Annotated in this window: 25 protein-coding genes; 4 read left to right on the forward strand and 21 right to left on the reverse strand. The window is 38.1% G+C overall.

The features are described from left to right. Position 1: 1 nt before the first annotated feature. The 11 genes from rsmD to AC27FM_RS02065 all read right to left on the reverse strand — a co-directional run bounded on the left by rsmD (position 2) and on the right by AC27FM_RS02065 (position 11289). The gene (gene rsmD, locus AC27FM_RS02015; RefSeq protein WP_487085656.1) at positions 2-553 is read right to left on the reverse strand and encodes a 16S rRNA (guanine(966)-N(2))-methyltransferase RsmD; all 552 of its coding nucleotides are present in this window, start codon (positions 551-553) and stop codon (positions 2-4) included. 7 nt (positions 554-560) lie between these two features. Beyond that, the gene (locus tag AC27FM_RS02020) at positions 561-833 is read right to left on the reverse strand and encodes a YlbG family protein (RefSeq protein ID WP_487085657.1); all 273 of its coding nucleotides are present in this window, start codon (positions 831-833) and stop codon (positions 561-563) included. Between the two features lie 4 nt (positions 834-837). Continuing rightward, entirely contained in the window at positions 838-2004 is a 1167-nt protein-coding gene (locus tag AC27FM_RS02025) for an FtsW/RodA/SpoVE family cell cycle protein (RefSeq protein ID WP_487085658.1), read from the reverse strand. 130 nt (positions 2005-2134) lie between these two features. Further along, positions 2135-3985, reverse strand: coding sequence for a translational GTPase TypA (gene typA, locus AC27FM_RS02030; RefSeq protein ID WP_487085659.1), 1851 nt, complete (start codon positions 3983-3985; stop codon positions 2135-2137). A gap of 71 nt (positions 3986-4056) precedes the next feature. Further along, positions 4057-4842 (reverse strand): inositol monophosphatase family protein, encoded by a 786-nt coding sequence (locus tag AC27FM_RS02035; RefSeq protein WP_487085660.1) that lies wholly within the window; start codon positions 4840-4842, stop codon positions 4057-4059. Further along, positions 4823-5116 (reverse strand): UPF0223 family protein, encoded by a 294-nt coding sequence (locus AC27FM_RS02040; protein ID WP_487085661.1) that lies wholly within the window; start codon positions 5114-5116, stop codon positions 4823-4825. Before AC27FM_RS02040 ends, AC27FM_RS02035 begins: the two co-directional genes overlap by 20 nt. A gap of 178 nt (positions 5117-5294) precedes the next feature. Next, positions 5295-6722: a dihydrolipoyl dehydrogenase gene (gene lpdA, locus AC27FM_RS02045; protein WP_487085662.1), complete on the reverse strand. Its 1428-nt coding sequence runs from the start codon at positions 6720-6722 to the stop codon at positions 5295-5297. A gap of 2 nt (positions 6723-6724) precedes the next feature. Continuing rightward, positions 6725-8026, reverse strand: coding sequence for a 2-oxo acid dehydrogenase subunit E2 (locus tag AC27FM_RS02050; RefSeq protein ID WP_487085663.1), 1302 nt, complete (start codon positions 8024-8026; stop codon positions 6725-6727). A 32-nt stretch (positions 8027-8058) separates the two neighbouring features. Beyond that, positions 8059-9036, reverse strand: coding sequence for an alpha-ketoacid dehydrogenase subunit beta (locus AC27FM_RS02055; RefSeq protein ID WP_487085664.1), 978 nt, complete (start codon positions 9034-9036; stop codon positions 8059-8061). A gap of 2 nt (positions 9037-9038) precedes the next feature. Further along, complete coding sequence (gene pdhA / locus AC27FM_RS02060) at positions 9039-10142, reverse strand: pyruvate dehydrogenase (acetyl-transferring) E1 component subunit alpha (RefSeq protein WP_487085665.1); 1104 nt, start codon at positions 10140-10142, stop codon at positions 9039-9041. A 148-nt stretch (positions 10143-10290) separates the two neighbouring features. Then, a complete protein-coding gene (locus AC27FM_RS02065; RefSeq protein WP_487085666.1) occupies positions 10291-11289 on the reverse strand; it encodes a D-2-hydroxyacid dehydrogenase in 999 nt (332 codons plus the stop codon). A gap of 305 nt (positions 11290-11594) precedes the next feature. Between AC27FM_RS02065 and def the strand changes: the two genes are divergently transcribed. The 4 genes from def (at position 11595) to AC27FM_RS02085 (ending at position 15288) form a co-directional block, all read left to right on the forward strand. Further along, positions 11595-12155 (forward strand): peptide deformylase, encoded by a 561-nt coding sequence (def, locus tag AC27FM_RS02070; RefSeq protein WP_487085667.1) that lies wholly within the window; start codon positions 11595-11597, stop codon positions 12153-12155. Between the two features lie 168 nt (positions 12156-12323). Further along, positions 12324-12536 (forward strand): DNA-directed RNA polymerase subunit epsilon, encoded by a 213-nt coding sequence (locus tag AC27FM_RS02075; RefSeq protein ID WP_487085668.1) that lies wholly within the window; start codon positions 12324-12326, stop codon positions 12534-12536. A 3-nt stretch (positions 12537-12539) separates the two neighbouring features. Then, entirely contained in the window at positions 12540-14231 is a 1692-nt protein-coding gene (gene rnjA, locus AC27FM_RS02080) for a ribonuclease J1 (protein ID WP_487085669.1), read from the forward strand. Between the two features lie 109 nt (positions 14232-14340). After that, on the forward strand, positions 14341-15288 hold the full coding sequence (locus AC27FM_RS02085; RefSeq protein ID WP_487085670.1) for a diacylglycerol/lipid kinase family protein: 948 nt from the start codon (positions 14341-14343) through the stop codon (positions 15286-15288). 24 nt (positions 15289-15312) lie between these two features. Here the strand turns inward: AC27FM_RS02085 and recD2 are convergent, their stop codons facing one another. The 10 genes from recD2 to AC27FM_RS02135 form a co-directional block, all read right to left on the reverse strand. After that, positions 15313-17709: an SF1B family DNA helicase RecD2 gene (gene recD2, locus AC27FM_RS02090; RefSeq protein ID WP_487085671.1), complete on the reverse strand. Its 2397-nt coding sequence runs from the start codon at positions 17707-17709 to the stop codon at positions 15313-15315. Further along, positions 17696-18340, reverse strand: coding sequence for a tetratricopeptide repeat protein (locus tag AC27FM_RS02095; RefSeq protein ID WP_487085672.1), 645 nt, complete (start codon positions 18338-18340; stop codon positions 17696-17698). The genes recD2 and AC27FM_RS02095 overlap by 14 nt, the downstream gene beginning before the upstream one ends. Before the next feature lie 8 nt (positions 18341-18348). Beyond that, the gene (locus AC27FM_RS02100) at positions 18349-18999 is read right to left on the reverse strand and encodes a histidine phosphatase family protein (RefSeq protein WP_487085673.1); all 651 of its coding nucleotides are present in this window, start codon (positions 18997-18999) and stop codon (positions 18349-18351) included. A gap of 136 nt (positions 19000-19135) precedes the next feature. Beyond that, the gene (mnmA, locus tag AC27FM_RS02105) at positions 19136-20254 is read right to left on the reverse strand and encodes a tRNA 2-thiouridine(34) synthase MnmA (protein ID WP_487085674.1); all 1119 of its coding nucleotides are present in this window, start codon (positions 20252-20254) and stop codon (positions 19136-19138) included. Positions 20255-20272: 18 nt separating this feature from the next. Next, positions 20273-20608: a hypothetical protein gene (locus AC27FM_RS02110; protein WP_487085675.1), complete on the reverse strand. Its 336-nt coding sequence runs from the start codon at positions 20606-20608 to the stop codon at positions 20273-20275. A 52-nt stretch (positions 20609-20660) separates the two neighbouring features. Then, positions 20661-21809 (reverse strand): cysteine desulfurase family protein, encoded by a 1149-nt coding sequence (locus tag AC27FM_RS02115; RefSeq protein WP_487085676.1) that lies wholly within the window; start codon positions 21807-21809, stop codon positions 20661-20663. A gap of 15 nt (positions 21810-21824) precedes the next feature. Continuing rightward, entirely contained in the window at positions 21825-22517 is a 693-nt protein-coding gene (locus tag AC27FM_RS02120) for a 5'-methylthioadenosine/adenosylhomocysteine nucleosidase (RefSeq protein WP_487085677.1), read from the reverse strand. A 21-nt stretch (positions 22518-22538) separates the two neighbouring features. Then, entirely contained in the window at positions 22539-22853 is a 315-nt protein-coding gene (locus AC27FM_RS02125; protein WP_487085678.1) for a hypothetical protein, read from the reverse strand. Continuing rightward, positions 22840-23406, reverse strand: a complete 567-nt coding sequence (locus tag AC27FM_RS02130; RefSeq protein WP_487085679.1) for an NUDIX hydrolase — start codon at positions 23404-23406, stop codon at positions 22840-22842. Before AC27FM_RS02130 ends, AC27FM_RS02125 begins: the two co-directional genes overlap by 14 nt. Continuing rightward, complete coding sequence (locus AC27FM_RS02135) at positions 23399-24820, reverse strand: MFS transporter (RefSeq protein ID WP_487085680.1); 1422 nt, start codon at positions 24818-24820, stop codon at positions 23399-23401. The genes AC27FM_RS02130 and AC27FM_RS02135 overlap by 8 nt, the downstream gene beginning before the upstream one ends. Positions 24821-24842 lie beyond the last annotated feature (22 nt).

A 24842-nucleotide genomic window follows, 5' to 3' on the forward strand; every position in this document is an offset into this window, starting at 1 on the left:
GTTATCCTCCAAATTGATACAGCGCCACTTTAGTATCTTTATAATTCTTTTCTCTGATCAAACTCACCTTATCTAAATCACTCAGATCAACGTCATAGTCGGTTTCATCAACAATGATGGCATCATTCTCTAATAGATCATAATCGACCATATCCTTGATGATCTGTTCAGTGATTTTCATTCGATAAGGAGGATCTAAGAAAACTAAATCAAATTTAATTTCCTCGTCGGCAAATTTCTTCAGTGCTTCCGTAGCCGCTGACTTGATGATCACGAATTGATCTTCTCCGTGTGTTTTTTCAACATTTTCTTTGATAGTATTAATCGCCTTGTAGGCCTTATCTACCAAATAAGCTTGTTCATAGCCGCGTGACACTGATTCGATACCTAAACTACCTGTTCCAGCAAATAAGTCCAATGCGTTTCCATATTGCATATACGGTGAAATCATACTAAAAACTGCTTCCTTAACCTTGGCTGATGTAGGTCTTGTGTTATTCCCGGGAACTGGTTTTAAATTTAAACCACCAAATTTTCCAGATACTACTTTCATCTAATAACTACTCCTCTGAATTATCTCTTTTATCGGTATCGCTTTTTAATACAAAATGTTCGTCTAATTCTTTACGATGTGCCATGGTTACTCGTTTAACGTAATTTTTGGAGATCAATTCTTTTTTTATTTCAGCTGCACGGCTGGAATTCACATAGATCAAAATATACTTCATCTTTGGTGAAACATAATGAATCGTTCCAAAACGTTGAAGTTTCTTTTTCCATTTCATTGAGTAAACCCAGACATACATCGCCTGACGCTCAACTTTTTTATACATAAAATCACCTTTGTTTTTCTTTATTAAAAATCTCAGTTGCTTCTAAATTCATCACGATCCCTAATGCTGCGGATAGGACCAATAAACTAGATCCACCATAACTAATGAATGGTAAGGTAACACCAGTCAGCGGAATCAAACCTAACAATCCTCCGACATTAAAAGCGATTTGCGTCATCAACATAGTCGCGACTCCATAATAGATCAATGAATTATAAGTTCGTTGACTCCTTAATCCTAAAGAAATCATCCTAAAGATAATGATCCCTAACAAGCCTAGGATCACTACATCACCGACTAAACCTAATTCTTCACTAATGATTGCTAAAATAAAATCAGTATGTGGTTCTGGCAAATATCCACGTTTTTGAATACTATTACCAAGACCAACTCCAAATAGCCCACCATTACTAATTGCATAAAATGAATTAACTAATTGATTACCAACTGTTTGTTCCAATTTAAATGGATGCAGCATCGCCAAATAACGTTTGTACTGATACCTTTGAACGATGAATGCCGGCTGGAATTTTTCTATGTACGTGACTGCCAATACGATCCCCGTGATCAACAGTGTATCAAATGATGCAATAAATCTACCGGGTATTGACGATGAAGATACTAATATTATCGTAATTGTACCTAAAATAACTGCACCACCAAAATCAGGTTGAATCAAGACTAATGCAATCACTAACGCAATTATCAAAATAGGAGCCTGAATCTCTTTCCAGACAGTTTTTAGCGATTGTCTGGCTAATAGCTTAGACTCCTTGTTGGTCAGCACTAATGACAAGTACAATATCAACGCCAACTTAGCCATTTCCAGTGGTTGATAATGAAAAGGACCGATTGGGATCCACGCTGATGCTCCGTTAATTTTTTTACCCATTATCATCAATAAGATCAATGGTAAGATCACAAGAATAACCATAATAAAAGCCAGTACCACGGTGCTTTTTAGGACTCGTTCCTTCAACATGTAAAATAGAAAGCAAAAGAACAATCCCGCAACCGCGAAAATTCCCTGTTTAACTAAGTATTGAATCGGGCTACCGCCAATGGACATAGCGTTGTAAAAGCTGGCAGAGTACACCATAACGATACCAATACCTAGAAGGATAATATATGGAATCAAAATCCATAAATCTATCTTCCTTAATTTTTTCACATTTTTACTCCTAAAAATCTAATACTAAGATTATACCACTGATGAAAATGCAGATGTAAAAAAGGAATAACGCAAAAAAAGAGTTACCGACCCACACAGGTCAGCAACTCTTTCATCTATAAAGTGCCTATTAAGCTTTCTTAGACATCTTTCTTTGCTTGTCATACTTCTTACGCTCATTTGTGTTAAGAATCTTCTTACGTAATCTTACGCTCTCAGGTGTTACCTCACAAAGTTCGTCTTCATTTAAGAATTCGATTGATTGTTCTAGTGACATTTCCTTAGGAGTCTTGATTGCGGCAGCGTGGTCTTTACCAGAAGCACGGGTATTTGTAAGGTTCTTACCCTTTGTAACAGTAACGGCGATATCTTGATCACGATTACTCTCACCAACAACCATACCTTCATATACTTCAACACCGGCACCGATGAATAATTGTCCACGATCTTCAACTGATTGCAAACTATAAGTAGTTGAAGGACCTTGGTTGATTGAAACCAAAGCACCAGTTCTTCTACCTGGTTCCCAGTTCTTAACAACTGGTTTATATTCTTCGTAAGTGTGGTTCATGATACCATAACCACCAGTCATTGATAGGAATTCTGTAGAGTATCCGATCAATCCACGTGAAGGTGCTGAGAAGATCAAACGTGTTTGACCATTTCCAGTACTTTCCATGTTCTTCATGTCACCTTTTCTTTGTGAAATTGAATCAATAACTGAACCTACATATTGATCAGGTGTATCAATAGTTACTTCTTCGTATGGTTCGCTGTTTACGCCATCAACAATCTTGTAAATAACTTCTGGACGAGATAGTTGTAATTCGAAGCCTTCACGTCTCATTTCTTCAACTAAGATAGATAAGTGAAGCTCACCACGTCCTGAAACCATCCAAGCACCAGCTTGGTCAGTATCTTCGACTTTTAGTGAAACGTCTGTATGCAATTGTTTTCTAAGACGTTCTTCGATCTTTCTAGCAGTAACTTCTGTACCTTCGCGACCAGCAAATGGTGAGTTGTTTTGTAGGAACATCATTTGTAGTGTTGGTTCGTCAATACGTAGCAATGGTAATGCTTCTTGATGATCAACTGGTGTAACTGTTTCACCAACATAAATATCTTCCATACCTGAAACGGCGATCAAATCTCCAGCCTTGGCTTCATTAACTTCAACACGATCTAGTCCTAAGAAACCAAAGATCTTAGTAACACGGAAATTCTTAGTCGATCCATCTAACTTCATAACAGTAACGTTATCACCGATCTTGATAGTTCCACGGAATACACGTCCAATACCAATACGACCAACGTAATCGTTGTAGTCTAGTAAAGCAACTTGGAATTGTAGAGGTTCGTCTGAATTATCGATAGGAGCAGGAATTGTCTTAAGGATAGTGTCAAACAATGGATTCATAGTATGTTCTTGGTCAGCAGGATCTGATTCATAACTTGATGTACCGTTGATAGCAGATGCATATACAACTGGGAAATCAAGTTGTGAATCGTCAGCACCTAATTCGATGAACAATTCAAGAACTTCATCAACAACTTCTTCAGGACGAGCTCCTGGTCTATCAATCTTGTTGATAACAACGATTGGTGTAAGGTGTTGTTCCAAAGCCTTCTTCAAAACAAAACGTGTTTGAGGCATTGTTCCTTCATAAGCATCAACAACAAGTAGAACACCGTCAACCATCTTCATGATACGCTCAACTTCACCACCGAAGTCCGCGTGTCCTGGTGTATCCAAAATATTGATTTTCTTACCTTTATAATCAACAGCAGTGTTCTTTGAGAGGATTGTGATTCCACGTTCCTTTTCGATTGCATTAGTATCCATGGCACGATCTTGGATTTGATAGTGCTCATCTAATGTATCTGATTGTTTTAGCATTTCATTAACTAAAGTAGTCTTACCGTGGTCAACGTGGGCAATAATGGCAATATTTCTAATATCTTCTCTTCTTTTTTCAGTCAAAGTATTTCTTCCTTCCATAAACGACAATAATCTTCACTTGCAATAAAAAAACTGTGATTGTAATTCACAGTTCAGTCACAATTTTTAACCGTCTTAAGCACTTCAGAAACAACGTTCTTTGTGCCAGCTACTACGACTTGTGATTTTAACATATTTACAGGGTTATCGTCAACACTTGCAACTCTCAAACCTGCTCCTTCACACAACACGCGGCCTGCAGCTAAATCCCACGGTGCCAAATATGACATATACATAACTTCTTTACCTAATAATAAATGTTCAAAAATTATTCCAGCGCTACCATAAATACGTAGACCACTACTGTTTTTTATTACTTCTTGAACATTTAAATAATTATTTAAGGCCATCGGCGCACTTATATCGATCAAACCATTACGCAATGACTTATTTTCCGGTGCTTCTATTTTTTGGTCGTCACAATAAATTCCATAGTTGGGACCACCATGGAATATTTTGTTTCTCATAACGTCGATGATTCCACCAATATATGGCTTGCCATCGAGATAAACTCCGATCATAGATGCGAAATCATCCCCACGCTTAACAAAATTCATCGTACCATCGATCGGATCAACGAAGAAGACCAAACCATCCATTGTCTCGACAACATCGCCATATCCTTCCTCACTGACGATGGTAGCCTCTGGATAAGCTTCCTTTATCATTGAAACAATAAATTTTTCGGTTGATTTATCAAAATTGGTAACTAGATCATTACGATTCTTCTTCGTATCGACCAATTTATTTTTTGTAGTGTCAATAACTAAGCTGCGTCCAACTTCCTTTAAAACATCGACAACAAATTCATCTATTCCCTTAGTTGTTATTTCCATCATAGATCCTGACTTTCCTATTATTCTGAGTCTCTCGAGCCTTTTTGAATACTTGATAGATAGAATAGCCTGATTCAAATTCAAAATCCTTGTCTAACTGTTTTTGTTCCATTTTCATAGGTACTACTTGTTGAAAAGTTCGATACTTTTGTAAGAAATCTTCTCGTTTGACTCCACTTTCATAAGCCATTTCAACCGCATTGTAAAGTGCAATGACTTTGACAATTTCATCCTGATCCCAATCGCTATTCAATGGATAGCTGTAATTTTCTTGCATTAGTATTTCCCCTTTGTTCCCATTTAAGTGTCACCAAAGTATCAAAATCATGGCAATCACACATCCATTATGAATAATAATATTTTTTCGTTGAATAATCAAAGAATGTTTCTGACTTCCTCATTAATTAATATAACAAAAAAAGCGATGCATTTGCATCGCTTAAGTATTATAAACATTAAATATGTGTAGGATATCCAATCAAGATATCTGCAGCTTCTTGAATTGGTTCGCCTAATGTTGGATGTGGGTGAATCGTCAATGCGATGTCTTCAGCATTCAATTGACAATTTACAGCAACACTCAATTCAGCGATCAAGTCACTGGCACCAGGTCCGACGATTTGTCCACCTAGTAATGTACCTGATTCTTTATCCGCGATCAATTTTACAAATCCTTCAGCAGCGTCCAAACTTACAGCACGAGCGTTACCGGCAAATGGGAACTTAGCAACAGTAACATCAATACCTTGATCCTTAGCTTCTGTTTGTGTAATACCAACTGTAGCCAACTCTGGGTCTGTGAAACAAACAGCTGGAACACTAATGTAATCATTTTCTGTGTTCTTGCCTGAGATTGCACCAGCAACTGTCTTAGCTTCAAAGAATGCCTTATGAGCTAATGCAGGTCCGGCAACAATATCACCAATTGCCCAAATGTTATCAACTGATGTACGACCTTGTTTGTCAACTTCAACTAAGCCGCGATCTGTTGTTTTAACACTTGTCATTTCTAGACCAAAGTTATCGGTATTTGGACGACGTCCAACAGTTACCATACAGTAATCTGCTTCAATTGTTGTTGGTTTACCATCAATTTCATATGTAACTTTGACACCATCATCAGTTTCTGTACTGTCTTTAGCCATGGCGTTAGTAACAATTGTTACACCCTTCTTTTCAAGGTTCTTCTTAACAATTGAGACCATGTCTTTTTCAAAGTTAGGGATAATTTGTGGTGAACCTTCAAGGATAGTTACGTGTGAACCTAAGTCAGCGTATGCGCCAGCTAATTCAGTACCTACGTATCCACCACCGATGATTACAAATTCCTTTGGTACTTCAGGAAGATTTAAACCACCAGTTGAATCGATAACACGTTCACCAAACTTGAATCCACGAATTTCAATTGGACGACTACCAGTAGCTAAGATCAAATTCTTAAATTTGATAGTTTGTCCGCCACCATTATCCATGAATTGACGTGGGCCACTTGGCATAACACGTAGTTGAGTGTCATTATCCAAGTATGCTTCACCATTGATCAATTCAACTTGATGTTTTTTAAGCAACATGTTAACACCACTTGTCATACGAGCAACAACTTTTTCGTCTTTCCAAGCTTGTGTCTTCTTGAAGTCAATAACTGCATCACTTGTAGTAATACCATAAGTTGATGAGTCTTTGGCTTGTTGCAATCTATGTCCAGCAGTGATAAGTGCCTTTGAAGGAACACATCCAACGTTTAGACAAACTCCACCAACTGTTTCTTCTTTTTCAATAACTGTAACTGATTGTCCTAATTCGGCAGCTCTAATAGCGGCTACATAGCCACCAGGGCCGGAACCAATGATAACAGTATCTTTTTCAACAACATTCTCAGCCATAACTAGCCCTCCATTAGTAACATATCTGGTTCATGCAACAATTTCTTTAGTAGATTCAATGCGTTTTGTGCTAAAGCACCATCGATCAATCTGTGATCGTATGTTAATGAAAGTTTCAACATCTTACCAACAGCGATGTTGCCATCATCATCAACGTATGGTTCGTTAGCAATCTTACCAACACCTAAGATAGCAACTTCGGGTTGGTTGATAACTGGTGTAAACCAGCCGCCACCGATTGATCCAACGTTACTAATAGTGATAGAACCACCTGACATTGACTTAGCATTTAGCTTATTGTCATATGCAGCTTGTGAATTTTCTGTGATTTCCTTGGCAATTTCAAACATACCTTTAGAATCAGCGTTTTTAATGTTTGGTACATACAAACCATGTTCTGTATTTGTAGCAATACCTACATTGTAATAGTGCTTGTAAACAATCTCATCAGTTGTATTATCAATTGATGCATTGAATTCAGGATATTCCTTCATTACGGCAACTAGGGCCTTAACGATGTATGGCAAGAATGTTAATTTGATATCTCTATCAGCAGCAACAGCCTTGTACTTCTTACGGTTAGCCATCAATGCTGAAACTTCAACATCATCAAAACTTGTAACGTGTGGAGCGATGTCTTTACTACTACGCATTGCCTTAGCAATTGCTTTTCTAGTCATACTCATCTTTTCACGTGTTTCAAGTTCTGGTTCATCTGACTTATATGGTTTAACAGCTGCGCCAGCTGCCTTTTCTGCTGGAGCTGCGGCGGCGGCTGGTGTTGCAGCTGCTGCAGGTGCTCCTGCCTTGAATGAGTCAACATCAGCTTTGGTGATTTGACCATGTTTACCACTTGGTGTTACCGCTGACAAGTCAATATTTTGATCTCTTGCATATTGACGAACTGATGGCATTGCTAAGTAGTTTTTGTTTGCTGAACCAGTTGCTTCAGCTGCAGGTGCTGCGGCTGCTGCTGGCTTAGCTGAGTCTGAAGATGCTGCTGGAGCTTCTTCTTTCTTGTCCTCTGCTGGTGCTGGTGCTTCATCGTCGTCTCCTGTGTCTGGAGAACCATCATCAATGACGATTAATGTAGCTCCAATTTCTACTGTGTCACCCTCTTGGGCAACAATTTTCTTTACAGTACCTGAAACTGGTGAAGGCAATTCCTCAACTGATTTGTCATTTTGGATTTCAACAAGAGAATCATCTTCCTTGACTGTATCCCCTTCTTTGACAAGCCAGCTAGCAATTTCACCTTCGGCCATTCCTTCGCCTAATTCTGGTAGTTTAAATTTGTAAGCCATGGCTGGTTTCCTTCCTTTCTATCTATAAAACATTAATAATTAAGAATTTCGTTTACTTTTTCTTCAATCTCATCTGCGCCTGGAATCCAATAATCTTCACCTTGTGCAAATGGGTAAACACTGTCTGGAGCAGCCACTCTACCAATTGGTGCATCAAGCGAAAGTACTGCATGCTCAGCAATCTCTGAAGCAACTTGTGCTCCAACGCCTGCAATCTTTTGTGCTTCTTGAACGATAACAACTTTATGAGTCTTTTCAATTGACTTGAAAATTGTATCTGTATCGATTGGTGAAACTGTTCTTAAATCAATAACTTCAACTGAGATGTTATTGTCAGCAAGTTTTTCAGCAACTTTCTTTGCTTCATTAACTTCAGCACCGTATGCAACGATAGTAATATCATTACCTTCACGGACAATATTAGCTTTGTCCAATGGAACTGTATACTTGCCATCAGGAATATCGTCTTTCATTGAACGATATAATTTCAAGTTCTCCATAAATAGAACTGGGTCATTGTTTTCAACTGATGAAATCAATAGTCCTTTAGCATCATATGGGTTACTTGGCATTACAACACGAAGACCTGGAGTACTTGTAAAGTAGTTTTCTAGGTTATCAGCGTGCATTTCAGCTGTATGTGTACCACCACCATAAGGTGTACGGATAGTTACAGGAGATGTCTTTAATCCATCAAAACGGAAACGCATTCTTGCTTGTTGTCCTACGATTTGGTCAACTGCTTCAAACGTGAATCCCATGAATTGAATTTCAGGAATTGGACGCCAGCCAGTTAGACCTAAACCTGTTGCTAATCCCAAGATACCAGATTCAGCTAATGGAGTATCGAAGACACGATCTTCACCGTATTTTTCTTGAAGGCCTTGTGTAGTTCTAAATACACCACCATTTTTACCAACATCTTCACCGAAGATCAATGTCTTTGGATCATCTTCTAAGACAATGTCTAGTGCATCAGTGATTGCTTGAATATAGGTTTTTTTTGCCATCTTTACTTCGACTCCTTTGCTTCAAATTTTTCAATTTCTCGTTTTATTTCCGGAGTTGGAATTTCAAACGTACGTTTCAACATATCTGAAACGGTATCAGTTGGTACTGCATCGGCTTCCTTAATGGCTTCCTTAAATGATGCTTTGTATTCTTCAACTAATTTATCTTCTTGTTCTTCTGACCATAATCCTTTTTCTTCAAGAACTTTTCTTAAACGAATAAGTGGGTCCTTGTCAAACCAAGGTTGTGTTTCTTCTTTTGTTCTGTAACGCTTAGGATCATCACCGGCACTTGAGTGAGCACCATAACGATATGTAAGTGTTTCAATCATTACAGGTCCATTTCCAGCTACGATGTAATCACGAGCAGCTTTAGCAACTTTATAGCAAGCTAAAACATCCATACCATCAACTTGGACAGATGGAATACCTGCAGCAACAGCTTTTTGAGCTAGTGTTGGAGCAGCAGTTTGTTTAACACGAGGTGTTGAGATAGCAAATCCGTTATTTTGAACGATGAACAATGCAGGAACTTGGAATGCTCCAGCGAAGTTCATACCTTCATAACTATCACCTTGAGAAGTACCACCATCACCAGTATAAGTAAATGCAATAGCATCTTCTTCTTTGTTCTTCTTGATACCCATAGCAACACCGGCAGCTTCATTATATGCAGCACCAATGATAATTTGTGGCATCAATGCACGTGCCTTGAACTTATTGCCTATTACATGTCCTCTTGACCATAGATATGCCTCAGTAACAGTAGCTCCGTGTTGGATTAATTGTGGGAGGTCACGGTATGCAGGTAACAAGTAATCTTGTTCCTTCATTGCTAATACTGTTCCCATCTCAGATGCTTCCTCACCTTCAGTAGGTGCGTAGAATCCCATACGTCCTTGACGTGAGAAATTCATAGTTTGGTCGTGCAATGCACGCTCCCAAACCATCTTTTTCATAAATTCTACTAAGTCATCATCAGAAAATGAATCGAATTCAGCTTGATCTACGATCTCAGCACTTTCATTCAAAATCTGAACTGGCTTTGGTACGTTTGTTAAATCAGTTTTAATTGCTTCAAAATCAACAATTGGTTCGTTTGCCATTCTCCACAGTCCTTTCATAAAGAAACTAACCCTTGTGAATCTGTAAGGGCTTTCACATAAATTTAGTTTACCATTGATGTATCAAAAAACAAGGGACTAAAGCCGTTTTCACGAAAAAAAATTTTCAATAAATTTGTGAAAATTTTAACTATTTTCCTAAATCAATTTCGTTATTTGAAGTTCCAGTTGTCAATTCATCAACCATGGAATTCAATGAGATGGTTGCCATGTTCTTAACCGCCTTAGTGGTATAGAAGGCAATGTGAGGCGTAAGAATGACCCTTGGACTTTTAATTAACTTTTCAAGTAGTTTATCTTCTAATTCTTGATCTGATCTATCAGAATTAAATACACCGACTTCATTCTCGTATACATCAAGCACAGCACCGTATAGCTTACCGTTAGCTACTGCATCATAGAGGTCTTGTGTATTGATCAGATCCCCACGTCCAGTATTAACTACGATGGCGTCATCCTTCATTTGAGCGATAGTACCGGCATTTATGACCGTATTACCCTTGCCTAAACTTGGAAGATGTAATGTAACAACGTCTGATTGTTTCAATAGCTCATCGAGCGTGTCGACATACATCCCACGCTTGTCCAACTCTTCGTTACGATACTTGTCAAAGGCAATGACCTTAGCTCCAAATCCTTCATAGATCTTGATTGCCGCACGTCCGATCCGACCTGTACCAGCAACACCTACCGTCAATTGATTCAACTCACGGCCAATATCTGGTGCCCATTCGAAGTTATAACCGTCTACCTTGCGAATCATATGTTTTAGATTTCTTAATAGTGCCATTAACCCAGTAACTGAGTATTCAGCAATAGCTTCAGGTGAGTAACTTGGGACATTGGTCAATTTAATGTCGTTTTTCTTCAACGCATCAAATGGAATATTATCAACTCCAACATTTCTTAGAGAGATGACGTGGATTCCATACTCGTTCATTTTGTCAAAAATAGCAGGATCATAAGGCAATTGTTGATAAGCAACAATTCCATCGAATCCTTTTGCAAGTTCTACTGTTTCTGGTGTTAATAAATCTTGAACAATCTTTACTTCAGTATCATTCTCTTTTGACCAGTCTTCGATATACTTCTTTTCGTCGTCCCTTACACCATAATCAATAAGCTTCATAAAACGAATCCTCCTAATGAGTTAATTTTGATAGCGCTAACATCACGGATTAAATTCTAGCATGAATTTAATAAAATTTCATAACTATTTGTATGTGAAAAAGTTAACAATGACGCGGCTTTTCAGCACTTTTTTATTCATAAAAAAAATTAAAATTTCACATAGAATTTGGCTCATAATCAAAATAAAGCGACGCATAAAAAGTTTTTCTTAGATTTACTCAAAATTTTCTGGAAATTAATTTATAATGTAAGTACTTGTATTAATTAATCTAATAAACACATCTATATAATTTGGAGGAAAATATGTATTTAATGAAAGATATCGTCCGTGACGGCGATCCCGTTTTAAGAAAAGTAGCACAAGATGTAAAATTCCCAATGAGCGATGAAGACAAGCAACTTGCTCATGACATGATGGAATACTTAGTTAACAGTCAAGACGAAAAATTTGCTGAAAAACATCAGTTACGTGCCGGTGTTGGTCTAGCTGCTCCGCAAGTCGGTGTCTCAAAGATGATGGCTTCAGTGTTAGTTCCAAACGAAGAAGACCCTGAAAAGCCACTACTAAAGATCACCTTGATCAATCCTGTTATTATAAGGAACTCCGTTCAAAATGCCGCATTATCTGAAGGTGAAGGTTGCCTCTCAGTTGATAAGGACGTTCCCGGATTCGTTCCTCGTGCTGATCGTATTACGATTACATACGATGACTTCGATGGTAACCAACAAACACTTCGCGTTCGTGATTATCCAGCTATTGTTTGTCAACATGAGATCGATCATTTGAACGGCCATTTGTATTATGACAAGATCGACAAGACCGCTCCATTCGACCTTGATCCAAGCACTGTCGTACTCTCATAATTGCATTCTTATCAATATACTTAGACCTACATGTATGTTAAAATTATGCTAACTGTTGATATTTCAACCAAATGGACTGGAAAATTCGACAATGAGACGTATTTGTTTCGTTGTTTTCAAAGTAAAAATGGCTACCTATATGTAGACATAATAAAGGAGAAATTATAAGTGATTTATAAAGTTTTATATCAAGAAAGTGAATTAGATAACCCCCGTCGTGAATCTACAAAATCAATCTATATTGACGCTGACTCAAGTATAGACGTGCGCCAAGCAGTCGAAAATAATACGGACTACCACATTGAACTTATTCAAGAACTAGATGAAAAACACCTTGAATATGAGCAACAAAGTCCCGATTACAAGTTAACGGAGTTTTAGTTAATGACCGTAAAAATTAAGAATAATGAAGTTTCCGTTTTTGCCATCGGGGGCCTTGGTGAAATCGGTAAAAATATGTATGGTGTCCAGTATCAAGATGAGCTAGTTGTCATTGATGCTGGTATCAAATTTCCAGAAGATGAGCTCCTAGGTATCGACTATGTAATCTCCGATTACAGCTACCTAGTTGAGAATCAAGACAAGATCAAAGGTTTGTTTATCACCCATGGTCACGAAGATCACATTGGTGGTATCCCTTACCTACTGCAACAACTTCCAAACATTCCAGTTTATGCCGGTCCATTAGCTTGTGCATTGATCAATGGTAAGTTGGAAGAACATGGTCTACTTAAATCTACCAAGATGAACGTTATCAGTGAGGACACTGTTGTTAAGTTCCCTAAACTAAGCGTTTCATTTTTCAGAACTACCCACTCGATCCCCGATACACTTGGTGTCGCAGTTCATACACCACAAGGTATTATTGTTGAGACCGGAGATTTCAAGTTTGATTTAACACCTGTTGCTGGCTTACCTGCTCCAAACTTACAACGTATGGCTCAACTTGGACAAGAAGGAGTCCTTTGCTTACTATCTGACAGTACAAATGCTGAAATACCAACATTTTCTAAGTCAGAACGTTCAGTTGGATTGACTATCCATCAAATATTCGAAACCATCCAAGGACGAATCATCTTCGCTACCTTCGCTTCGAATATCTATCGTGTTTCGCAAGCTGTCGATGCAGCTATGCAACAGGGTAGAAAAATCGCTGTCTTCGGTCGAAGTATGGAACAAGCAATCGCAAATGGTCGTGAATTAGGCTATTTAAATATTCCTGATGAAATGATCATCGATCCACACGAACTAAATCGTACTCCAGCTAATGAGACCTTGATCTTATGTACTGGTTCACAAGGTGAACCATTAGCTGCCCTAAGTAGAATTGCTAACGGTACTCACCGTCAGATCAGTATTCAACCCGGTGATACGGTCATCTTCTCAAGTAACCCAATTCCCGGTAACACTATTAGTGTTAACCACTTGATCAACCAACTCTCAGAGGCTGGTGCAGAAGTTATTCATGGTAAGGTCAACAACATCCATGCTTCTGGACACGGTGGTCAAACAGAACAAGAATTAATGCTTCGCTTAATGAAACCTAAATTCTTCATGCCAATTCACGGTGAGTATAGAATGTTGAAGATTCATACTGAACTCGCTGAATTATGTGATGTTCCAATGGATCATTCATTCCTACTTGAGAATGGTGATGTTCTAGCTTTGACCAATGATTCGGCTAGAGTTGCTGGTCACTTCCCTGCTGGTGATGTTTATGTTGACGGTAAGGGCGTCGGTGATATCGGTAATGTAGTTATTCACGATCGTCAAGTTCTTTCAGAAGAAGGAATGGTCGTGGTTGTAGCAACTATCGATTATCAAAAACATATTGTTTTGGCTGGACCTGATATTCTTTCCAGAGGATTTGTTTATATGCGTGAATCTGGAGAATTGATCAATCAAGCTCAAAAACGTGTTTTCCATTTGATAAAAAATGCTTTTGACGATGAAGAAACCAAAGTTACTGAAGCATTATTAAAACGAATTATTATTGAAGGATTACAAGAGTTCTTGTACAAACGTACAGCTAGAAACCCTGTTATCTTGCCAATGTTAATTTCAACTTCAATTTAAAACTCAAAAAGTAGACTGTCAGTCTACTTTTTTTATTTTCTCAATTTTCAAAACTATGATTTATGTGATTAAATAGAAACATAGTTGTTTTTTTGAGGGGAAATATTTTATGTCAAAAGTTAGTAAATTAGAAATAATTTTGAATGAACGTGCCGGAAACGGTCAATCAATGAGAACTTGGAAAAAAATCCAAGCTTTTTTAGAAAAATCTAAAATCAATTATCATCTCCATGTAACACAAAAAAATGGCGATGGTGTTAGGATTGCAAGAGGAATAGCTGATAACTTATCAGAACACGAGAAGATCGTTGTTTTAGGCGGTGATGGAACACTGAATCAATCGTTGAACGGTGTTAAGCAGTCAAATCATCCAGATACACCTATCGGCTACGTCCCCGGTGGATCTGGCAATGATTTTAGTCGGGGCATCAAGATTCCTCGGCAAGATCCAGTTATTTTGATACAAAGAATCTTAGCCATGAATGAACCTTCCGTCATAGATGTTGGGAGAGCAGAATTTAATAATACGACTAAATATTTTGTCAATAATATCGGTATTGGTCTGGACGCCTTTACAGTTTATGAGACTAATCACTCTAAACGTAAAGACTTACTCAATCAAATGAAAATGGGAACATTAGCATATGTCTCAAGCCTAGTCACCGTAATTAAAAATCAAGATTCATTCCCGCTAGATGTCAAAGTCAACGGTGATGCAAAACACTTTGATGAGGCCTATATCGTTTCTGCCACCAATCATCCCTATTTCGGTGGTGGTGTCGCGATTGACCCATTGGCTACACCTTTTGATAAAAAATTGGATTTAGTCATTGTTAATAAAATATCTGGCATGACCTTCGTTAAATTGTTTGTTAAATTATTTACTAACGGCTCACACTTAAAGGATAAAAATGTCTGGTATACTCAATGTTCGTCATATCATCTGACTAGTTTTGCTCCCGAACATGGTCAAATGGACGGAGAAGAATTAGGACAACACAATTTTGATATTGATTTTTCAGTTGAGCAACATAATTTTTGGATTCCACTAAAATAAGCCCTGGACTTTTGTCCAAGGCTTTTATTGTTTTATCATAAAATCAAACGGTGTGACACCTTGCATACCGATCATTGGATCGATTGAACTATTCATGACCATATCCAATGTCAAAACGTAGTTGATCGGTTCATCTGATTCAGTTGTTTCAACTTTAGCTTCTCCGTCTGCTGTACCAGTATTTTTCACCTGGAATGTTTCATAAATTCTAGCCTTCAAAGTAGTATTACGTTCGGAGGACTGATCGGTAATGGAACGCTCAAACGCAGAACGATCACCAACCATTATCAAGAGTTTTTTAGAACGTGTTATCGCAGTATACAACAAGTTGCGCCGCAACATGCGTGATTCTTCATTTACTAGTGGCAAGATTACCATCTCAAATTCTGAACCTTGCGCTTTGTGAATTGATGTGCAATATGCTAGTGCAATATTGGTCCAATCCTTACGATCTAACGTGACCTCATTTCCATCGAAATCAATAATCAATCTATCCACGTGATCAGTGTTTTCTTTGGCAGACAATATCCCAACAATTTTCCCGATTTCACCGTTGAAGACGTTATCCTCAGGGGTATTTACTAAATACACGACCTTATCCTTGATCCGATAGTGAACATTCCCCATCGACACTTCTTTTCGTTTAGGTGCCATTGGATTAACTACATCTTGAATCGTTTTGTTTAAATTATCGATTCCAGCAATACCACGATACATTGGAGCCAATACTTGCACGTCAGCAATATCGAAGCCACGTTCTCCCGACTTAGTTATGATCTGTGACAAAACTTCAGGAACATTGCGGCTATTACTGTTGATATAGCTGCGATCGGCCTTGTTCTGGAACACATCATCATTAACGATACCCTCGTTGATATCATGAGCTAATTGAATGATCGTGGAATCTTCATCTTGCCGATGAATATCTTTCAAAATCGTAGTTGGAAATACTCCAGTGTTGATCAAATCAGAGAATATTTGTCCCGGTCCGACTGACGGCAATTGATCTTTATCACCCACTAAAACTACTTGTGTACCCGGTTGAACGGCTGTGATCAAGGTTCGAAACAACTTTGTATCTACCATTGACATCTCATCAATAATTAATAGTTTACAGTCTAAAGTCGGCTCTGCATACTCATCATCCTCAGTACCGGTCAACCCTAACAAACGATGTATCGTCATTGCTGGAAGTCCAGTGGATTCACCCATATGCTTAGCAGCACGACCTGTTGGAGCAGCCAATGCAATCGCATAATCTTCAGATGCCGGATCCAAAGTTGCTCCGTTTAATTTGGCATACATCGCAACGATTCCATTAATAATCGTGGTTTTACCAGTTCCGGGACCACCAGTTAGCAGGAAGACTGAGTGCGTCAGTGATTGTTTGATAGCCTCTTCTTGTGAGGGATCGTATTTGACCTTGAATCCTTTTTCAACATGTTTAAGCTCTTTATGGAATTCTTTATCCTTCCACGTCACAGTCTGAAAAGTATCAGTTATCATCTTCAACGACTGTGAGATGGACCATTCAGCATCGAAATAGTTTTTGTCATACACACGGTCATCCTCTACCAATAACACACCATCGTTAACCAAATCTCGCAAACAGTCAGCTATTTTTTCACCTAGTTCAGCACCATTTTTGTTGCCTGATTGCAAGACACCGATCGCACGCATCAACAATTCTTTTTTGGAGACGTATGTATCTCCACTATTCTGGATCAATACCGTGACAAATTGAACTAAAGCCCCTTTGATTCGACGTGGATCATCTTCAGGGATGCCTAGTCTCTTAGCTAATTCATCCGCCCGCTTGAATCCGATCCCTTTGACCTCTGTTACTAATCGATAAGGATCTTCATTGATGATTTCTAGAGTGTTAGCGCCGTATTTTTGATAAATCCGAGCGCCTAATATATTACCAAAGCCAAAACCATTTAATTGATACAAAACTTGTTCCGTTTGATGATTCTTAGAAATTTGTTCAACAATTAACTTAGTCTTTTCTTCACCGAGTTTTAAAAAATCGAGTGCATTAGGATCTTGCAAGATCTTATCGATCGCATCAGTTCCTAATTCATCAACAATCTTTTCGGCCTTTTTCTTACCGATCCCAGGAAATTCATCACTTGAGAAGAAATTAATGAGCTCTTTACGGCCGTTGGGACGGCTGTGTTGATATGTTTCAGCTTGAAATTGTTTTCCATATTTAGGATGATCTACCATCCTTCCTTCGAACTTATATTCTTCTTCTTCCGAGATATCACCAAAACTACCAGTTACGACAATATCTTTGTCGTCCCAATCAGTATTAGTCTTTTTTATCTTAATTGTGAAGATTTTAAATAGGTTATCTGGATTCTCAAAAAAAATAGCTTTGACAGTGCCAATAAAGTAATCTTTTTCACTTTCTGCCATTTTTCTCACCTGTTTTTTTCAAAAATTGTTGTAAATTTGACAATTTCTTCTCGTTTGCTAAATAATACTTTTCATCCAACTGCTTAGATTTATCCAGATATTTTTGATATTCAAGATTCAAATTCATTGCACAGAGTGCCATATTAAAATAAAACTTTGCACGTGGCTCTATGCTGATTGCCTTTTCGTAGTATACTTTTGCTTCAGCAAAATTACCATTCGACAATAATAGATCCGCCATCAATTCAATACTGGCTAAATCTTTTGGATTCTTTTCAGTGGCTGTCAAAGCATAGACGATTGCCATTTGCTTATTTCCCTGCTCATTGAGCGTTTTTGCCAGCATAAAATAGGCTTCGAACCCATAATTAATTTTGATGAGTTTTTGAAAAATACCACTAGCTTTATCATATTTTGCAGCCAAGAAATAAATATTCCCTAAATTATAGAGTAAATCTTGATTATCCGGAAAATTAGTCAGTGAACGAATCAACAATTCTTCTGCCTGTTCCAGATCATTGACTTCCACCAAATAAGCCGACAATTTGAGAATTTTATCCAATTGTTTGCTATCGACGCTCAAATCTTCGACTAGTTGCTTAATTTCATGTTCGATTTGTTTTTTATCCATTTAATACCTCAAATAGTATCTGTACTCGAAAGTTTTTTGTCTAAATAAGTCGTTTCATTCCACTTGATCAACTGATACTTACCATCAACATACTGAAGATGGGTCAAACTAGTATTAGATAGACCGCCGTGTTTGCGGATATCTTCAACTTTCACACCCAACAATGATTGTATACAAGTGACCAACGCAGCTCCATGACTAACGATCAACGCTGTGCTGTCACTAGGGTTATCATCAACGATCGTTTGAACAGCCGCGTTCGTTCGCTTAGCGACTTGCCCAAATGATTCACCTTTGATGCGTTCATAATCATAAGCACTTGGGTCGAATCTAAATGCATGGATGACATCAGGCATTTCTTTTTCAAGTTTTACAAACTTCTGACCTTCCATGATTCCTAAATCAAATTCACGCAGATCGTCAACCACGGTCAGTGGAATATTGCGGTTCATATCTTTTAATAACGTTTCTGCGGTAGTCTTCGCACGTGGCAAAGGACTAGTGTATGCCTGATCGATTCTCACATCCTCAAGTCTCTCAGCGAGTCGACTGATATCGTGCATACTTTCTGGTAGCAACGGCGAATCACCGTGACCACCTTGATACTTTCCCTCTAAGTTCCATTCCGTTTTTCCATGTCTGACAAAATACAAATCCATATCTATTCACCTTACAAAAGTTAGTTAGTTACTATTATGAAGATTTACAGAAATTTTTTCAAGCCGTTACAAACGGATATACAAAAATAGATCAAGGAATGTCCTTGATCTACCCGAAATATATCATATTGAAATTTTAGATGTACTGTAACTTCTTAGCCTTCATGTAAGCAGCGTCGATAGTTGCTCCACCAAGACACTCCTCGCCATCATAGAAGACAACCTCTTGACCGGGTGTAATAGCACGAACTGGGTTGTCAAAGTCAACACTGACCTTGCCATCGTCTAATACGTGAACTGTAACACCAGTATCTTGCTGACGATATCTGAACTTGGCAGTACAGTGGAACTCATCGCCATAGTCCAAACCAGTGATAAATGACAAATCAGATGCTTCCAAATGATCTGCATACAATCTTGGATTGTGATATCCCTGATCAACGTACAAGATATTCTTTGACATATCCTTACCAACAACGAACCAAGGCTCGTTAGACTTGCCATTGCCACCAATTCCAAGTCCTGATCTTTGACCAATTGTGTAATACATCAAACCAGCATGCTTACCCTTGACCTCACCATCAGGTGTCATCATGGTACCAGCTTGTGCAGGTAAAAACTCACCAAGGAACTTTCTGAAATTTCTCTCACCGATGAAACATACGCCAGTTGAATCCTTCTTCTTAGCAGTTGAAAGACCAGCCTCCTCAGCAATACGACGTACCTCTGACTTTTGCATACCACCGATTGGGAACAAAGCCTTTTGTAACTGATGCTGTTGTACTGTACTCAAGAAATATGTTTGATCCTTGTTAGCATCACCACCACGTAGCAAGTGAACAACACCATTGTCATCACGGAAGCTCTGTGCATAATGACCCATAGCGATATAATCAGCGTTCAACTTCTCAGCATAGTCTAAGAATGCCTTGAACTTAACTTCTTTGTTACACATAACATCAGGATTTGGAGTTCTACCCTTACGATACTCATCCAAGAAATATTCGAATACACGATCCCAATACTCCTTCTCAAAGTTAACTGAATAGTAAGGAATTCCAATCTTGTTAGCTACCTTAGCAACATCCTCATAGTCCTCAGTTGCTGTACAAACACCTGCATCATCAGAGTCATCCCAGTTCTTCATGAACACTCCGATGACCTCATAGCCCTGTTGTTTAAGTAAAAGAGCACTAACTGAGGAATCTACTCCTCCACTCATTCCAACAACAACACGCTTCTTCTTATTATCCATAAAAAACCTCTCCACTCTTTAGCTCTTAACTAAAACTTTCTTTTCGATCATAAAATCTAATAAATGTCGTAAGTTACTGATACCTTGTTCAGTATTCTTCAACTTAAAAATATTGATATTGTGCATGCCACTCTTATCCGTAGTAGCAAGTTTAAGGTTGTCCAGATCCTTATTGATCGTAACTTTTAAAATATAATGTGAATCATAAGGTGAATCTCCACTGATTGGACGTTCCAGACGGAAATTACCTTGTTTTGTTTCTTGAAAACCGACGTCACGTAATGCGTACTTTTTTATTTCAGGACTAAGTTCATAAAATTCTGTATCCCCTAAAATTTGTACCTTTTTACTCATAATAAAACCTCCTAAGTGAATTTCTTCATAAATTCAGTTTGAATAATGACTACTAATTAGTCAAGTCTTTAATGATATCAACCAATTTATGTGAGAATTCAACGATTTCTTCCTCAGTATTGTCTTTTCCAAAACTAATACGTACTGAATCGTTGATCTTAGGACTGTTTTCACCAAACATTGCAACTAATACGTGTGATGGCTCAAGACTGCCAGCTGTACAAGCTGAGCCGCCGGAAACAGCGTACTCTTCCAAGTCTAGTCTAGTTAATAGTATTCCTCGGTCGACACCTGGCAAAAACAAATTGAAGACGTGATTCAATCCGTTTTTGTCAGTCGGACCATTAACTTCAAAAGAAATATTATTTTCTTTTAATATTTGTTGGATCGTCTCTTTAAAGCCAAAATAACGATTACGACGTTCATCTTTGACCTCAGGTGTGATCAGTTTGACTGCTTGCGCAAATCCCGCAATAGCTGGCACATTTTCTGTTCCAGCACGACGCTTCGTCTCCTGATCTCCACCCATGATAAGTGAAGGAATATGAATAGCATCATTAATATATAAGAAACCAATGAACTTAGGACCATTGATCTTGTGTGCTGATGTTGAAAGCATATCGATATGCTCAGCCTTAACGTCAATCGTTTCTTGACCGTAGGCCTGTACAGCATCAGTATGGAAAAATGCTTGATGATCGGCTAACAATTCACCAATTTCACCAATTGGATTCTTTGCACCAGTTTCATTATTCCCATACATGATCGAGACCAAAATAGTATCATCAGTCAAAGCTTCTTTGACTTGCTCAACTGTAACAAATCCCTGAGTATTAGGTTTAAGGTAAGTGACATCAAAACCTTGTTTTTCTAGATACTCCATAGGTTTTAAAATAGCCTCATGTTCAATAGCCGTAGTGATAATGTGTTTACCTAGTTTTTGTCGTGACAAGGCCGTTGAAATAACGGCAGTGTTATCACTTTCAGTTCCACCGCTTGTAAAAACGATTTCTGAATCTTTAGCATTGAGACTTTGGGCAATCGCATGACGACTTTCGTCCAATACTTTACGTGCTTTTCGACCATAATAATTAGTCGCAGAAGCATTTCCAAAATTATTTGCCATTTGTTCAGAAATGACATCAACCACTTCCTTAGCCATTGGTGTCGTGGCAGCATTATCTAAATAAGTAAACTCCAATTTAAAAATCCCCTTCTATACTTCTTGATCCAAGAAATTTAATAGCATTCGTACTGATTTACGACCTGCTTCGATAACAAAATCATCAAAATTAACACTAGCATCTTCGTCTCCAACATCACTCATCGAGCGAATTACAACGAACGGTGTTTTGAATTGTGCACAAACCTGAGCCACGGCTGCGCCCTCCATTTCAGATGCCAAAACATCTGGGAACGACTTTTTAATTGTAGCAATTTTTTCCTTAGAGTCAATAAATTGGTCTCCGGTAACAATTAATCCTGTATGAGAAACGAGCCCAGTATTCTTTGCAGCAGATTCAATTTTTTCAACGTAGTCTTCATCGGCATAAAAATACAATGGTTGTTGTGGCAATTGTCCCACAGCATATCCGAATCCAGTGGCATCAACGTCATGATATGCCAGTCTTCTGGAGATTACGACATCACCGATTTTCAATCCCTCACCGATACCACCAGCAGAGCCAGTATTAACTACTACATCTGGTTGATAGCGATCATTGATCATCGTTGCCGTCATTCCCGCCTGAACCTTACCAATGCCACTCTGTGCCAAGTAAACTGAGTGTGTCTTATAAGTTCCGATCGTGATCTCGACGCCAGCAACGGTTTCTTTTTTTACATCACTTAGTGATTCTCTAAGTAATTTGATTTCTTCTTCCATTGGAACGATTACGCCAATTTTCATTTGATTACCCCTCATTATTTTTTAGACAAAAAATAGTATTAAAAAAACGATAACAATTAAACCAAACACTGTAATGATGGCAATATTCAGATGTTTTTTCAAACGATTTGTCTTATGCTCAAAAGATATGATTTTTTCTTGTTCTATTTGATCAGGATGCTCTCTACGATATTTCTCTTCGACATTTTTACGCTCTTGATCACGAATTTTTCGCTGTTGTTCTTCTGCTTCTTCCGCAGTCATGACTGAACTCTGAGAAGCGTTTTTTTTATTGCCTGAAAAAGTGTCCAGTAGTACATCCTTGAACTTATCCCAAAGCTCATTAATTCTTTGCATTCATTAACTCCCAGTATGTCACAGCGTAGATAGATTTAGCATCACAAATCACACCTGCTTCGATTTGTTTTTTGGCTTCATCGAGCGTTAATTTTTCTACGTTTAAGAATTCATCTGGATCCAACGGACGCTTGTACTCTACATCACGGAGATCATCAGCTCGAAAAATGGTTATTTTTTCATCCGAATAACCGGGACTTGAATAAAACACTGTCACTTTTTCTAAATTATCGGTAGTTAAACCTAACTCCTCATTCATTTCTCGTAGAGCAACTTCTTTGAGATCAGAACCTTCATTTTCGTCGATCTTACCAGCCGGTATTTCCAAAGTTTCCTGTTCCATTGGTTCACGCCATTGACGAACAAAAATCATCTTGCCATCAGATGTAAATGGAATTATAGCCACAGCACCGTGATGCCTAACTAATTCTCGAATAGCTGGGATTCCATTTGGTAAAATAACTTGTTCAACTTCCACATCAAAAATCTTTCCGCCGAACATTCTTTTACTTGCAACTACTTCTTCATAATATCTCGAATCTTCTTTATTCATTCTTTAAACCTCGTGATTTTATTAATCTAATTATAGACATAATTATAGCAATCAAACAAATAATTAATGCAAATGACATCGTGACACGCATACCATCTATAAAAATATCGGGTCTCCCATCAATATATGTGGTAACTGATTTACCGTAAAAGTTACTCATTGAGAGGAACAAAATAGTCGTTGAGACTGAAACACCAATAATCATACCTAAGTTACGTGCTAGAGCATTCAAACCTCCAGCTATCCCTAGGTCCTTGGGTTCCACAGAACTCATGATCATCGTATTATTCGGTGCTTGGAACAAACCGTTACCCAATCCGTTCAGTCCGATGAATAATAAGATAAACCACAGTGCTGTATTTACATTAAAGAATAAATATCCAATTTGAGCAATAGCTAGAACTACTAGACCAGAAATAGTCAGAGTTATTGGATTGATACTGGCTGACATCTTACCAGAAATCGGTGCAACGATCACTTGAACGATCGGAAACATCATCAGGATGTATCCAGCAGTAGAGGCCGGCATTCCTAGTGCATTTTCTAAGTAAAACGGAGAAACTACGTTGAAGAAAAAGTTAGTGACGAATATTAAAAATCCTACTACTAATCCCAACGTGAAATCATGATTTTTAAAAATCCTTAATTCAATCATAGGTTGTTCGGTAATTCTTTGTAGATGCAAAAATAAAACAAAGAAAGCAATTGCGACAATAAAAGTCAAAATAATATATATATTGCCAAACCCAACTGATTGACCAATAAAAATAGCTGAGAAGAATAAAATCACTGTCACGAAGTAAACCATAAACCCTCGATAGTCAATTTTTGCAGGATTCTTAGGTTCTTTCTTCGGTAAATTCAAATAACCTAAGAGCATTGCAATCGCACCGATCGGCAAATTGATCCAAAAAATATAACTCCAGTGGAATTGCGATAAAATTAAACCACCAATACCAGGACCAGCGATAGAACCGATGGAAACGAACGAACCGATGTATCCCAAGGCGTAACCTCGTTCGCGTAAAGGAAACGATTGGGTGATAATACCGTTATTGGTCGCCATCGCCATCGAAGCACCGAAAGCTTGAACTACACGACCAAGAAGCAGAATCGGTAAATCTATACCAAATCCACAAATCAACGAGCCGATAATAAATAAAATCGAACCCATCTTGAAAACTTTTATTTTTCCGATTGAATCGGCTAACTTACCAAACAGTAATAAAAAAATACAAATCGTGACTAAATAAACTGACACGATCCATACAGCCATATTCATAGGAATATTTAAATCCTTACTAATTACAGGTAACGCAATGTTAACAATCGAACCATCTAAAGTTGCCATCAACGTAAAAATACCAACTGAAATAAGTATCATCCATCTTTTGGGATTAACTGCTTCGTTCATAATGTTTCTCCTAAATAAATTA

It is taken from the genome of Companilactobacillus sp. y65-5 (assembly GCF_057541095.1).

Excerpts from the sequence above, each read along its gene's own strand:
- rsmD (WP_487085656.1), bottom strand. The coding sequence starts at position 553 with ATGAAAGTAGTATCTGGAAAATTTGGTGGTTTAAATTTAAAACCAGTT.
- AC27FM_RS02020 (WP_487085657.1), bottom strand. The coding sequence starts at position 833 with ATGTATAAAAAAGTTGAGCGTCAGGCGATGTATGTCTGGGTTTACTCA.
- AC27FM_RS02035 (WP_487085660.1), bottom strand. The coding sequence starts at position 4,842 with ATGATGGAAATAACAACTAAGGGAATAGATGAATTTGTTGTCGATGTT.
- AC27FM_RS02040 (WP_487085661.1), bottom strand. The coding sequence starts at position 5,116 with ATGCAAGAAAATTACAGCTATCCATTGAATAGCGATTGGGATCAGGAT.
- lpdA (WP_487085662.1), bottom strand. The coding sequence starts at position 6,722 with ATGGCTGAGAATGTTGTTGAAAAAGATACTGTTATCATTGGTTCCGGC.
- AC27FM_RS02050 (WP_487085663.1), bottom strand. The coding sequence starts at position 8,026 with ATGGCTTACAAATTTAAACTACCAGAATTAGGCGAAGGAATGGCCGAA.
- AC27FM_RS02055 (WP_487085664.1), bottom strand. The coding sequence starts at position 9,036 with ATGGCAAAAAAAACCTATATTCAAGCAATCACTGATGCACTAGACATT.
- pdhA (WP_487085665.1), bottom strand. The coding sequence starts at position 10,142 with ATGGCAAACGAACCAATTGTTGATTTTGAAGCAATTAAAACTGATTTA.
- AC27FM_RS02065 (WP_487085666.1), bottom strand. The coding sequence starts at position 11,289 with ATGAAGCTTATTGATTATGGTGTAAGGGACGACGAAAAGAAGTATATC.
- def (WP_487085667.1), top strand. The coding sequence starts at position 11,595 with ATGTATTTAATGAAAGATATCGTCCGTGACGGCGATCCCGTTTTAAGA.
- rnjA (WP_487085669.1), top strand. The coding sequence starts at position 12,540 with ATGACCGTAAAAATTAAGAATAATGAAGTTTCCGTTTTTGCCATCGGG.
- AC27FM_RS02085 (WP_487085670.1), top strand. The coding sequence starts at position 14,341 with ATGTCAAAAGTTAGTAAATTAGAAATAATTTTGAATGAACGTGCCGGA.
- recD2 (WP_487085671.1), bottom strand. The coding sequence starts at position 17,709 with ATGGCAGAAAGTGAAAAAGATTACTTTATTGGCACTGTCAAAGCTATT.
- AC27FM_RS02095 (WP_487085672.1), bottom strand. The coding sequence starts at position 18,340 with ATGGATAAAAAACAAATCGAACATGAAATTAAGCAACTAGTCGAAGAT.
- AC27FM_RS02100 (WP_487085673.1), bottom strand. The coding sequence starts at position 18,999 with ATGGATTTGTATTTTGTCAGACATGGAAAAACGGAATGGAACTTAGAG.
- mnmA (WP_487085674.1), bottom strand. The coding sequence starts at position 20,254 with ATGGATAATAAGAAGAAGCGTGTTGTTGTTGGAATGAGTGGAGGAGTA.
- AC27FM_RS02110 (WP_487085675.1), bottom strand. The coding sequence starts at position 20,608 with ATGAGTAAAAAGGTACAAATTTTAGGGGATACAGAATTTTATGAACTT.
- AC27FM_RS02120 (WP_487085677.1), bottom strand. The coding sequence starts at position 22,517 with ATGAAAATTGGCGTAATCGTTCCAATGGAAGAAGAAATCAAATTACTT.
- AC27FM_RS02125 (WP_487085678.1), bottom strand. The coding sequence starts at position 22,853 with ATGCAAAGAATTAATGAGCTTTGGGATAAGTTCAAGGATGTACTACTG.
- AC27FM_RS02130 (WP_487085679.1), bottom strand. The coding sequence starts at position 23,406 with ATGAATAAAGAAGATTCGAGATATTATGAAGAAGTAGTTGCAAGTAAA.
- AC27FM_RS02135 (WP_487085680.1), bottom strand. The coding sequence starts at position 24,820 with ATGAACGAAGCAGTTAATCCCAAAAGATGGATGATACTTATTTCAGTT.